Here is a 13,274-nt window from a genome sequence, read left to right on the forward strand (position 1 = left end):
TCAGTTCTTCCTTTTATCTCTTTCTTCCTTCCTCTTATATAGTAAAAAACAAAAAAGAAATAACACTGCAACCTAGATATAACATCTTGATACATATATGATTACTCTTAATGTCGCTGAATAAGGGAATATTATGCGTACTAACTGGTTTGTTGTGCTCTTTGCTGTGTTTGGCACTGTCGCCTGTGGTGAAAAGCAAGCCACTGTTTCTGAACCTGAATCTCGTCCTGCCAAATTTCTTACGGTTTCTGTAGGGGATAAGAGTTTTGAACGTGTCTTTCCTGCCAGCTCAGCTGCTGGAGATAGAGCGGTGCTGGCTTTTCGGGTTCCCGGTGAGTTATTAGAGCTGCCTGCAATTGCGGGATTAGAAGTGAAAAAAGGGGACGTACTGGCGGTTCTTGACGATCAAGAATACAAGCTACTGCGCATGCAAGCCAAAGCAAACTATGACCTTGCGACGGTGCAATTTGATCGAAGTAAAAAGCTGATTGCCGATAAAGTGGTGTCAGAGCAAGAGTTTGATCAGGCGAGGGCAAAACACAAATCAGCCAGAGCAAATTACGATCAAGCTTTAGCCAATTACAGCTATACCAAACTAATAGCCCCATTTGATGGCACTATCTCCTTGATTAATATTGATAATCACGAGTATGTGGCGGCAAAACAAGGGGTGATGAATATTCAGTCGAATGAATTATTGAAAATCATCTTTCCTTTACCTGATTCTATGTTAAATCGATCTGATTCAGACATAGATACCCCTTCGTATATGGTGTTTGATTCGTTTCCGACGCAACAATTCCCACTGACCTTTCAAGAAATTGATACGGAATCAGATAACTCCACCGGAAGCTATAAAGTCACCATGATTATGGAGCGCCCTCAAGAGCTGGGAATTTTGCCGGGCATGTCAGGCAATATTCATGTGACCATACCGAGAACCAAACCTTCAAGACTCCCCCAAACCTCACTATTTGCCTGTGGCGACCAACAATGCGTTTGGCGAGTAACACCCGATTCAACAGTAGAACAAGTCACGGTCTCACTTAGCTCATTAGGAGCGGTGGTCTCTGGGCTAAATGATGGCGATGAAATCATTGTCTCAGGGGTAAAAGAGCTCAAATCAGGAATGAAAGTGCGAGAGTGGATCAAGGAGAGGGGCTTATGATGAGCAAAATAAACAGGCTTGGTCGAGTTTGTCTACTGGGCGCACTTGCCATGACATTAGTGGGTTGTGAAAAGCCCGTAGTGGAACCCATCCAACACGTATCAAAAGTTGAAGTCTTACAACTTGGTAAGCCGCAAGCAAGTGATCGCATCTATTTTCCTGCGGTAGCGCAAGCGGCGCTACGCTCTCATCTTAGCTTCCAAGTTTCGGGGGAAATCTCAGAGCTTGTGGTGAATGAAGGGGACAGAGTGCAAAAAGGGGATTTGCTTGCCCAGTTAGACCCGCGTGATTTTAAAATAGCGGTAGATAATGCAAGAGCCAGTTATGCGGCGATAAATAGCCAGTACAAGCGCTCTAAGCCTTTAGTGGCAAAAGGTTTATTGGCTCAGTCTCAATTTGATGAGTTGGCCGCGCAAAGAAGCATCGCTTTAGTCGATTTAAAATTGGCAGAGCTATACCTCAAATTTACCACCTTAAAAGCGCCGATCGATGGGATTATCTCCAGAGTCAATGTTGACCGTTTTGAAAACATTCAAGTGGGGCAACAAATCGTCAATATCCACAGCACCGACGATGTAGAGGTGTTGATTCAAGTTCCTGACCGCTTGTTCATTCATCAGCCGACTCAGCGAGATTTACGCAAGGTGACCGCTAAGGTCAAGGTTGAAAGTGGTAATGTGTACGATGCCAAAATCAAAGAATTTACCACCGAGCCTGATCCTGCTACCGGCACTTATAACCGGACCTTAATTATGCCTATGCCAGAAAAAGAAATCATTTTAGATGGCATGGCGTTAGAAGTGACTGCTAAAAGCAGTGATGCCGGGTTAAACGTAAGCTTTGGATCCGATATTCCGCTTAGCGCAGTAGTAAATACCGACGGCGATTCACTTGATCGAAGTGAAACCTACGTTTGGGTACTGGAAGGCAATAAGGTCCGAAAACAGCACATTAAACTGGGCAAGATGCGCGATAAAACCGTGCAAGTTGTCAGTGGTCTACAAGGCGCAGAACAAATTGTCGTCAAAGGCTTATCGAAACTACGAGAGGGATCGGTAGTGGAAGTGATTAAGAAGGAGGCTGTTCTATGAGCCAGAATAATCTAGAGCAGCAAAATGATGATGGCAGCAAGGGAATTGCCGCCTATTTCATAAAGAACAAGGTGATCAGTTGGATGATCTCCTTAATCTTCTTTTTTGGTGGCATAGCGTCTTTCTTTGAATTAGGGCGCTTAGAAGATCCTGCCTTTACCATCAAAGATGCCATGGTTGTCACTAGCTATCCGGGAGCAACTCCGCAACAAGTGGAAGAAGAGGTGACCTATCCTCTAGAAAAAGCCATTCAGCAATTAACTTATGTGGATGAAGTGAACTCCATCTCTAGTCGTGGTTTATCACAAATTACGGTGACCATGAAAAACAATTATGGCCCTGATGATTTGCCGCAAATATGGGATGAATTGCGCCGTAAAGTTACCGATTTAGAGGGCAGTCTTCCGCCGGGGGTAAATACACCATCGGTAATTGATGACTTTGGTGATGTATATGGGGTACTACTGGCCGTGACCGGAGAAGGGTATTCATACAAAGAGCTGCTGGATTACGTTGATTATCTGCGCCGTGAGCTTGAGCTGGTGGATGGCGTTAGTAAAGTCGCAGTTTCTGGGGATCAACAAGAGCAAGTCTTTATCGAAATGTCGATGAAGCGTTTGAATACTTTGGGGATTTCCCCAAGCACTGTCACTAACCTTTTGAATACGCAAAATACCATTTCTCCTGCGGGCGCGGTGGTGATCGGAGATGAATACATTCGCATTCATCCTACGGGCGAATTTAAAAACGTGGAACAACTGGGTGATTTAATCATCACCGACTCTGCCAAAGAAAACTCAGGGCTTATCTATCTACGTGATGTGGCTGAGGTTAAACGTGGCTATATTGATGTACCCGTTAACATCGTGAACTACAACGGTAATTTTGCGCTCAACATGGGGGTATCCTTTAATGCTGGCGTGAACGTTGTCGATATTGGTAAAAAGCTAGACGCACGTTTGGCTGAGCTGAAATATCAGCAGCCCGTGGGTATTTCCATTTCGGAAATTTACAGCCAACCGAAAGAAGTGGATAAATCGGTCAGTGGTTTTGTGGTGAGTTTAGGGCAAGCAGTGGCGATAGTGATTATTGTACTGCTGTTCTTCATGGGTCTGCGCTCGGGGCTATTAATTGGCTTGATTTTGCTAGTGACAGTACTGGGCACGTTTGTGTTCATGAAGTATTTTGCCATCGACTTACAACGTATCTCTTTGGGGGCATTGGTTATCGCATTGGGGATGCTGGTGGATAACGCCATTGTGGTGGTGGAGGGCATATTGGTCGGCACGCAGCGAGGGCGGACGCGCCTGCAAGCGGCAACTGATATCGTCACTCAAACCAAATGGCCGCTATTGGGCGCGACCGTGATTGCGGTTACCGCTTTTGCGCCAATTGGATTATCTGAAGATTCTACTGGTGAATATTGTCGAACCTTATTTACGGTACTGCTGATCTCTTTGATGTTGTCTTGGTTTACCGCCATTTCATTAACCCCATTTTTTGCGGATATGTTCTTTAAAGGGCAAAAGTTCAAAGGTAATGCCGATGATGACCCATACAACGGCTTTTTGTTTGTGTGGTACAAGAAGTTCTTAGAGTTTTGTATGCGCAGAGCGTGGCTGACTATGGGAACCTTAGTGTTGGCACTGGCGGCCAGTATTTATGGGTTTGGTTTTATCAAGCAAGCCTTCTTCCCATCCTCAACCACGCCGATGTTTTTATCTGATGTTTGGTTACCCGAAGGCAGCGACATTCGCGTGACTAATACTAAGCTAAAAGCCATTGAAAGTTGGCTATTACAACAAGACGGTGTGGAAGCGGTGACCACGACCTCAGGTAAAGGCTTAGAGCGCTTCATGCTCACTTATACACCAGAGAAAAGTTACGCCGCTTACGGTGAAATTGTGACTCGCGTTGAAAGCTATGAAGTGCTGCACGACATCATGCAGAAATACCAAGATTATGTGTCTAATCACTTCCCTGAAATTGATTACAAGCTTAAACAAATTGAGCTCGGGCCAAGTGGCGGCGCAAAAATTGAGGCGAGGATCATAGGCTCTGATCCAACGGTTATGCGAGGCATCGCCGCGCAAGTGGTGGATATTTTAAATGCCGATCCTGGGGCTACGGGTGTACGTCATGATTGGCGTGAACGTACTAAAGTGATTGAACCTCTATTTAACGAAAGTCAGGCACGTCGTTACGGCATTAGCAAAAACGATATGGATGATTTTTTGCAGATGAGTTTCTCTGGCTTAACGGTTGGGGTGTACCGTGATGGCACAACCTTAATGCCAATTGTTACCCGTCTTACGGAAAAAGAGCGTATCGACTTTAGAAATATCGAAGGTATGAAAATATGGAGTCCAGTGCTTGATGACTATATTCCATTGCAGCAAATCACTTTAGGAAATGAAGTGCGCTGGGAGGACCCTTTGATTGTGCGTAAAAACAGAAAGCGCATGCTGACTGTGTTTGCTGATCCCGATATTTTAGGTGATGAGACCGCCGCAACCTTACAAGCCAGAATTCAAGGCAAGATAGAAGCTATCGAAATGCCGCCGGGTTATAGCTTAGAGTGGGGCGGAGAATATGAGTCATCCAATGAAGCGAAAGGTTCGTTATTTTCTAGTATGCCAATGGGTTACCTGTTCATGTTCTTAATTACGGTGTTCTTGTTTAACTCCGTTAAAGAGCCGCTGATAGTGTGGTTAACTGTGCCACTGGCATTAATTGGCGTAACCACCGGATTGCTGGTGCTCAATACGCCATTTGGCTTTATGGCGCTACTTGGCTTCTTGAGCTTATCGGGAATGCTACTTAAAAATGGCATCGTGCTTATCGATCAAATCGAGCTCGAAATGCACTCAGGAAAAGAGCCTTACCTTGCAATCGTGGAAGCGGCGTTAAGCCGCGTGCGTCCGGTATGTATGGCGGCAATCACTACCATTTTGGGTATGATTCCACTGCTTCCAGATATCTTCTTTAAGCCAATGGCAGTAACCATTATGTTTGGTTTGGGTTTTGCAACGGTACTGACGCTTATCGTTGTGCCTGTGCTGTATCGCATGTTCCATAAAATCGATGTGGTGAAAGCATAATCGCTAAATAAGCGTTATTCTTTTAAAGGCTGGCAGATTGTTGTCAGCCTTTTTTGTTTAGGGCAAGATTATTTATTAAAGGGGCGGAGAATGGCGCGATGTTTTTGGTTGGATGAAAGTAAGCCGGATTATGTGCAATATCATGATAAAGAGTGGGGCGTTCCGGTTTTTGACGATAAGATCTTCTTTGAGTTTTTAATTCTAGAATCAGCGCAGGCTGGATTGAGTTGGTATACCATTTTAAAAAGGCGTCAGGGTTATCGAAAAGCGTTTGCCGATTTTGACCCTGCGGTTGTAGCGACATTTTCTCCTGCCAAAGTAGAGGAATTGATGCAAGATAGCGCCATTATTCGTAATCGAGCCAAAATAGAAGCTGCCATCAATAATGCGAAGTTGTTTTTACAAATCCAAGCAGAATATGGCAGTTTTAGCCAGTTTATCTGGGGGTATGTGGACAACAAGCCTATCGATGTTCGGGCGAAAGGCGATACGCCGCAGGCCACTTCGGCGCTATCCGATCAACTTGCCAAAGATTTGAAAAAGAGGGGCTTTAAATTCTTAGGTAGCACCACCTTGTATGCGTTTTTACAAGCGACAGGCATAATCAATGATCACGATCTTGATTGTCTCTGCCGCTCATAATTAAGGCACGTACTTCGCTAGATTATTTTAAACCGAGTCGCTTCATTAAGCGGTGCAAATTACCGGGGTTAAGCCCCAGCTGTTTGGCGGTAGCGCTGAGTTTTTGCTCATTGGTTAAGTAGGCAGATTGAATCAGTTTCATTTGAAATTGCTCAGTGGCCTCTTTTAACGGCAAATCTTGGAACTGCTCGATAGGCAGTAGCGGGGCATCACTGGAGGCGCTCATTGCATTGCTGGTTGGGGATTCAATCAAATCAGAATGCGCAAACTGAAAATGGTGCGCTTTTAATACCAAATGCGGGGCATTACTTTCTGCTTTAGCAATAACACTGGCGCGGTTGATGGCGTGCTCAAGCTCACGCACATTTCCTTCCCAAGGGTTGTTTTGTAGCAAAATTAATACATCGCCATCTAACGTGATGCTAGAGAGGTTCAGTTTGTGCTGGCATTGCTCGGCAAAAAAGCCTGCCAATAAAATTACGTCTTTTTCTCGGTCGCGCAACGGCGGCACAAAAATAGGGAATACGCTTAAACGGTGATAGAGATCGGAGCGGAAGTTACCTTCTTTGACTTCTTCATGCATGGTGCGGTTAGTCGCGGCGATAATGCGCACATCGACCTTAATATTGCTGTCATCACCCACACGCTGAATATCACCGTATTGTAATGCGCGAAGCAGTTTTGCTTGTAGCGCCAATGATAATTCGCCTACCTCATCAAGAAATAGCGTGCCTTTGTTGGCAAGCTCAAACTTACCTTTACGATCACTAATGGCTCCGGTAAATGCGCCTTTAATGTGACCAAAGAGTTCACTTTCCGCGACTGACTCCGGCAAGGCCGCGCAGTTAAGGTAGACAAAGGATTCGTCTTTTCGATTTGATTGGGAGTAAATAGCGTGTGCTACCAACTCTTTACCCACTCCGGTTTCACCCATGATAAGAACGGACAAATCGGTATTGGCGACAGCAGAGATATGAGATTTCAGCTCGATAATCCCTTGTGACTGGCCAATAAAATCCAGTTGAGCGTATTTGGCTCTTTTGCTTTTAGGCGCAGAGGTTACGCCAATGTTTTCTTCCAGTTTTGCCACTAACAGCGCGGTGTGCAAGCTGTTGGCGGCAAGCGCACTGATCAAACGAAAATCATCATCTGGAAAATCATTAAATTGAGTGGGGTCGAAGGCATCTATAGTGACCGCGCCAATTAATCGGTCTTCTTGAAACAGAGGTAAACCTATGCAGGAGTGTACTTCCAGTTTTTGTGCATGATTGGGAATAAGGGCGTCATAAGGGTCGGGAAGATCACTGTCCGGTGGAAAGCGCACAATATCACCGGCTCGAGCAATGGCTTCAAGCCTTGGGTGCTGCTCAATGTTAAAGCGGCGACCAAGTACGTCTTCACTTAAACCATTAATCGCAAGAGGAATAAAGTTTTGTTGCTGAAACAATAGCAAAGCGGCGGCATCACATTGCAACATATCTCGAATCGTGACTAACAAGCGCTCAAAGCGGTCTTGCTCTGATATCCCTGAGGTAATATCACGTGCGACTTGTATCCATTCACTTTTGTATTGCGTCATTAAACATTATTCCTGAATTATTTTTGTCAGTATAACAAGCTTTTGTCATTTAGATATAGATAACATCATTATCACAATGACAATCTTATATTGTAAATAAAGTTAACCCATTGAATTTTAATCATATATTAAAGTTGGCACGTCTATTGCGTATCTTAGAACTAAATTAAATACAATAAAATCAACAGAGGTGAGGCGTGATGACTCCACATATTGGGTTTGTTTCTGGTTCAGTCGTGTCAAGAGTGGATTGGACAGCACGTTTATTTTCATTACGAGTTAAGGTTGAAGGACTGTCATATGTGGCAGGTCAATTCACCAAACTGGGAATGTACGACGAAAGCGGAGAGTTTCTACGCAAGGCTTATTCTATCGTGAACTCACCTGAAAATTATTATGAAACGGGCGAATTAGAGTTCCTTATCATCGCCGATCCTGATGGCGCATTGTCGCCAAATTTACATACGCTCTATCCCGGTGATCAAGTGATGGTCGGTGAACAGTGCGCAGGCTTTATGACCCTAGAGGAAATTCCATCACAAGCGACTGAACTGTGGTTGATTGCGACAGGCACGGGGATTGGTCCATATTTCTCGATGCTGCAATCTGATGAATTCCCCGATCACTATACCGATATCGTGCTAGTACATGCTGTGCGCTACCAAGAAGACTTAGTGTACAAAGAACTGGTATCAGGGTTGAAGCATAAGTATGGCAAAAAATTCCAATACGTACCGATTGTCTCTAGAGAAGAAATAGAGGGCAGTTTGCAGGGAAGAGTGCCGCATTTGATAGAGAAACGCATTTTAGAGTCCCATGCAGGGCTAAAACTGGATATGGATAAGAGCTTTGTTTATCTATGTGGCAACCCAGCAATGGTGCGAGACAGTGCTCAGAGTCTAACAGATAGAGGATACAACAAGCATTTAAGAAGAAAATCCGGTCACTTTAGCTCAGAGAACTATTGGTAAACCGATCGCTCTTTAATGTGAGCCTTCTCGTTGTAATCGCCGGCAACGTGGGGGATAGAACCCTTTAAACACGCAGCAGCCTTAATTTACGTTAAGGCTGCTGCGTTTTTTTTATTTGCTAGCTAATACCATATATGGACCCTCTCTTATTGCAAGAGACCATTATGATAATTTCTGATACTCAATTGCTCCCATATATTCGGCTTTGGGTATCAGGTTCACCCGCCATGATGGATATCCGAACCTAGTTATCATATCAATCGAGACGGCTTCAAAGAGCCTTTGGTATTAACTGATTTGAACTAGGTGGTTATGAGCCTTCAATCATCATATTGTTCCTTTAGCAATTTGCTGAAAAGGTACCTCTTTTTTGTTGTGGTGCTACTATAGCTAGGCAGCTTTAACTTTGTAGTCTTCTTGTTTTGTGACCATTGCCCAAGCCATTCTGGCCATCTTATTCGCGAGCGCTACACAAGCTTTATTGAATCCGGCTCGAGCTTCTAAATTCACCGCCCAAACACTTAGTCTGTCATCTTTACTTTTGGCATGCTTCAAAGCACTTCTCGCTCCATTAATGAGTTGAGTTCGTAAGTAGGCATTTCCTCGCTTACTTATTCCCAATAAACGAGCTTTATCACCTGTAGAGTGCTGTTTTGGAACCAGACCACACCAGGCTGCAAAATGACGACCATTTTTGAAATTCTTACCATCACCAAGTGCCACCCAGAGAATGCTTGAAATTAATGGCCCAACCCCTGTCATGGTTTGAAGATTTTGACACTGTTTGTTTTCTCGAGCCTGCTGAACAAAAAGCTTATCGATGTTTTTTATTTTGTCGTTCCAGGTAATGAGTTCATTATTAAGTTCATCGAGCATTATTCGAACAAGAGTGCTCAGCTCATTCTCTGAGTCTTCTAAAACAAAAGGTAAGGCTTTTCTTAGAGAAGAGATACCTCTGGGGATGACAACACCATACTCAGCTAATAGACCTCGAATCTGATTGCCTAACGCTGTTCTTTGCTTCACATATCGCTCTCTCACTCGATGTAGCAGTTGCGCATCTTGCTGCTCAATACTTTTCGGCGGAACAGTTCTCACATCTTCGCGTTGAGCGACATCGGCAAGCGCTTCTGCATCATTGAAATCATTTTTGTTACCAATACGGTGCTGAGCAACATATTGAGGTGCAATAATTATGACAGTATGTCCTAGTTGACTAAAAGCTCGACTCCAATAGTGGCAAGCCCCACAAGCTTCTATGGAAATGGTACAAGCCTCTTTATTAGCGAAGTAATTGACCAATTTATTTCGAGGGAGTTTGGCTTTTTTCAGTATTCGACCAGATCTATTTTTCTCTACAACATGAAAAATAGATTTGGCTGTATCTAAACCGACTGTTACGCTTGTCATAGGACCCTCTCTTACTGTTATTGTTTGTTTTATCATCAATCAATATGGCTCATTTGAAGCCGATTAGGTAGAGAGGGTCCATTCCATTAATCGTACTAAATAACTGGTCATTCTAGCTTGTTAAAATGCTCGATAACGGCGTTAGAATTTTTGATTGTAGAATAACTACTTATCGAAAAATTCTGCCTTGTTCTCGAGCATTTTTCCTGCGCTAGCTCTGATCACTTACTTAGTGTGATTGGTATAATTGATGTCTTTGATGATTGTCAAATCTACAATTATTATCAAAAGAACAACGAATGCAAGTTGTCAATAATACAATCTAAAAGCTGATGTAAATATAAAATCCTTATATTTCAATAGCTTAAAAAGTTGGCATGCTTAATGCTATTACAAGAGTAATTCTAATTTAAAAAATATAGCAACAAGGCATTTAAAATGACTATTCATGTAAAAAATAACGTTCACTGGGTTGGCCAACGCGACTGGGAAATTCAAGAATTCCACGGTACAGAATTTAAAATGACAAAAGGTACTAGTTACAACAGCTACCTTATCCGCGAAGAAAAAACAGTACTAATCGATACTGTTGATCATCGTTTCAGCTATCAATTCCTACAAAATCTTGAAATGGAAATTGATCTGAACACTATCGATTACATCGTAATTAACCACGCTGAAGAAGATCACGCCGGTGCATTGGCTGCATTACTTGAGCGTATTCCGAACACTCCTATTTACTGTACTGAAGCTGCGATTGATTCAATTGTTGGCCATCATCATCACCCTGAGTGGAACTTCAACACAGTTAAAACAGGCGATAGCCTTGATATTGGTAACGGCAAACAACTTGTGTTTGTAGAATCTCCAATGTTGCATTGGCCTGACAGCATGATGACTTACCTAACAGGCGATGCAATCCTGTTCAGTAACGATGCATTTGGTCAGCACTACTGTGACGAGCACTTGTTTAACGATGAAGTTGACCAAGCTGAATTGATGGAGCAGTGCCTACGTTACTACTCAAACATCCTAACTCCATTTAGCAACCTAGTAATTGCTAAAATTAAAGAAGTTCTAAGCTTCAATCTACCAGTAGATATGATTGCAACTTCTCACGGTATCGTATGGCGTGACAACCCTGTACAAATCATCGAGAAATACTTGGAGTGGGCGGACGATTATCAAGAAGACCGCATTACTATTTTCTACGATTCAATGTCTAGCAACACCCGTATGATGGCAGATGCTATCGCACAAGGTATCCATGACGTTGACCCAGGTGTAGCAGTTAAAGTATTTAACGTTGCTCGCCAAGACAAAAACGAAATCTTAGCGCAAGTATTCCGCTCTAAAGGTATTTTGGTTGGTTCTTCAACAATGAACAACGTAATGATGCCAAAAGTAGCCGGTATGCTAGAAGAAATTACAGGCCTACGTTTCAAACAGAAAAAAGCAGGTGCATTTGGTAGCTACGGCTGGAATGGCGGCGCAGTTGACCGTATTCACGCACGTTTAACCGATGCAGGTTTTGAAACTGTTGCGGGTCTTAAGAGCAAATGGCGTCCAGACGGCAAAGCAATGCGTATCTGTCGTGCACACGGTCAACAAGTGGCAAAACAATGGGCTTTACATGAGCTTAGCGTTCAACCAATGATTGTTGAAGATGCTGAAGTTCAACCTTTATCTGTAGCAGTACCTGCGGCTAAGCCAGCAGCTGCAGCTCAAGAAGCTCACGGCGATGATTGCCAATGCATGATTTGTACTGTTTGTAACTGGGTATACGATCCAGCAATCGGCGAACCAAACCAAGGCGTAGAACCAGGTACAGCATGGAACGACGTTCCAGACTACTTCCTATGCCCAGATTGTAACCTAGGCAAAGACGTTTTTGCTGTACACAACCGCTAAGGGGACTGTTATGAATCCAATTACTATCATTGGTAGCGGCTTTGCCGCTTACCAACTTGTTAAAACACTGCGTCGTTTTAATGCAGAAGTGCCTATCCGCGTCATTACAGCTGATGAAGGTCATGATTACAACAAGCCAGATTTGAGCCATGTTGTTTCAAAGCAGCAATCGCCAGCAGATTTAATCACTGCTACAGCAAGCGAGTTTGTTGAGCAGCAAAACATTGAATTGTGTGCAGAGCACTTTGTAAGCAACATCGATACTGAGCAAAAAGTAGTAGTAGCAAACGACAACAGTTTTGCTTACTCAAGCCTAGTATTGGCAACTGGTGCTAAACCTTTTGTACCACCTATTGATGGTTTAAAAGAGAGCCAACCAATCACGCTAAACAGCTTACAAGAGTTTGCTCAATACGAAGCGCGATTGAATAAAGCTAAGTCTGTGATGGTAATTGGTGGCGGTTTAATCGGTGTTGAGATCAGTATGGATCTTGCATCTGCTAACAAAAAAGTGACTTTAGCTGAGCCAAGTGCTCGTTTAATGTCCAACCAATTACCTGAGCTTATTGCTTTGAAGCTTGATCAATCAATGAGATCAATGAATGTTGACCTTAAATTAGGCCAAGGCGTGAAACAGGTCTCAAAAACTGATGCGGGTTTTGTGTTATTGTTAGACAACGACGATGTAGTCAACGTTGATGAAGTAATAGTCTGTACCGGCTTGATTCCAAACACTATCTTAGCAAAAGATGCTGGTATATCTACTAACAGAGGGATTTGTGTGGATGATGCCATGCAAACGTCTTGTGAAGGTATTTATGCACTGGGTGATTGTGCCGAGCAGAATGGCCAAGTAAGAGCTTATCTTCAACCAACCGTTATCAGCGCATCGTCATTAGCGAAAACGCTACTGGGTGAACGTACCTCTGTGGTACTACCTAATATGATGGTTAAGGTAAAAACACCTAGTTATCCGATTCAGATTGGCGGCACAACTTTAGAAAGTGCTGTAAATCGTTGGAATCTAGATGTGCAAGCTGATGGTATTGTAGCAAAAGCATTTAATGAAGAAGACGTGATGATCGGATTCGTTGCTACAAAAGAAAAAACCAAGCAAGCCTTTCCACTGTTAAGGGAATTGTCCACTCAGTAATAATTTGGTTTTAAAAGCACTTACAACAATTTTGTAGGTGCTTTTTAGTACTACTAGATGTTGCACCCACTATCAAGTTCACTCAAACCAGTGAAGGTTTGTCGAGGTATGGGGTATGTTTTGACTGTTTTACACGTTAGTAAATCTAAATGAATGAACTAATAATGGTTTGAGACGAGGGTGTAATATTTAGCAAGTACGGTTGACCTATTATCTGACAACGTATATTTGCGTTGCTAAATAAGGAC

General features: G+C 43.2%; 9 protein-coding genes. 7 read left to right on the forward strand and 2 right to left on the reverse strand.

Features of this window, described 5'->3' with window-relative positions:
- Positions 1-133 precede the first annotated feature (133 nt).
- From OCU38_RS05370 to OCU38_RS05385, 4 genes are all read left to right on the forward strand, one after another.
- Positions 134-1,168, forward strand: coding sequence for an efflux RND transporter periplasmic adaptor subunit (locus OCU38_RS05370; RefSeq protein ID WP_261824058.1), 1,035 nt, complete (start codon positions 134-136; stop codon positions 1,166-1,168).
- The gene (locus tag OCU38_RS05375) at positions 1,165-2,259 is read left to right on the forward strand and encodes an efflux RND transporter periplasmic adaptor subunit (protein ID WP_261824059.1); all 1,095 of its coding nucleotides are present in this window, start codon (positions 1,165-1,167) and stop codon (positions 2,257-2,259) included. Before OCU38_RS05370 ends, OCU38_RS05375 begins: the two co-directional genes overlap by 4 nt.
- Positions 2,256-5,360 carry an efflux RND transporter permease subunit gene (locus OCU38_RS05380; RefSeq protein ID WP_261824060.1) on the forward strand — a complete coding sequence of 1,035 codons (3,105 nt, stop codon included), beginning with the start codon at positions 2,256-2,258 and terminating at the stop codon, positions 5,358-5,360. Before OCU38_RS05375 ends, OCU38_RS05380 begins: the two co-directional genes overlap by 4 nt.
- A gap of 90 nt (positions 5,361-5,450) precedes the next feature.
- Positions 5,451-6,002 carry a DNA-3-methyladenine glycosylase I gene (locus OCU38_RS05385; protein WP_261824061.1) on the forward strand — a complete coding sequence of 184 codons (552 nt, stop codon included), beginning with the start codon at positions 5,451-5,453 and terminating at the stop codon, positions 6,000-6,002.
- Positions 6,003-6,024: 22 nt separating this feature from the next.
- Here the strand turns inward: OCU38_RS05385 and norR are convergent, their stop codons facing one another.
- On the reverse strand, positions 6,025-7,581 hold the full coding sequence (gene norR, locus OCU38_RS05390) for a nitric oxide reductase transcriptional regulator NorR (RefSeq protein WP_261824062.1): 1,557 nt from the start codon (positions 7,579-7,581) through the stop codon (positions 6,025-6,027).
- Positions 7,582-7,781: 200 nt separating this feature from the next.
- On the opposite strand from norR, the gene OCU38_RS05395 reads away from it, so the two are divergent.
- Positions 7,782-8,552 (forward strand): ferredoxin--NADP reductase, encoded by a 771-nt coding sequence (locus OCU38_RS05395; RefSeq protein WP_261824063.1) that lies wholly within the window; start codon positions 7,782-7,784, stop codon positions 8,550-8,552.
- A 390-nt stretch (positions 8,553-8,942) separates the two neighbouring features.
- On the opposite strand, the gene OCU38_RS05400 is transcribed toward OCU38_RS05395, so the two are convergent.
- Positions 8,943-9,962 carry an IS110 family RNA-guided transposase gene (locus OCU38_RS05400; RefSeq protein WP_261824064.1) on the reverse strand — a complete coding sequence of 340 codons (1,020 nt, stop codon included), beginning with the start codon at positions 9,960-9,962 and terminating at the stop codon, positions 8,943-8,945.
- Positions 9,963-10,400: 438 nt separating this feature from the next.
- Between OCU38_RS05400 and norV the strand changes: the two genes are divergently transcribed.
- Positions 10,401-11,873, forward strand: coding sequence for an anaerobic nitric oxide reductase flavorubredoxin (norV, locus tag OCU38_RS05405; protein ID WP_261824065.1), 1,473 nt, complete (start codon positions 10,401-10,403; stop codon positions 11,871-11,873).
- Between the two features lie 10 nt (positions 11,874-11,883).
- A complete protein-coding gene (gene norW, locus OCU38_RS05410; RefSeq protein WP_261824066.1) occupies positions 11,884-13,026 on the forward strand; it encodes an NADH:flavorubredoxin reductase NorW in 1,143 nt (380 codons plus the stop codon).
- The last annotated feature ends 248 nt before the right edge of the window (positions 13,027-13,274 follow it).

The sequence above is a fragment of the Vibrio neonatus genome, assembly GCF_024346975.1.
GTDB lineage: Bacteria > Pseudomonadota > Gammaproteobacteria > Enterobacterales > Vibrionaceae > Vibrio > Vibrio neonatus.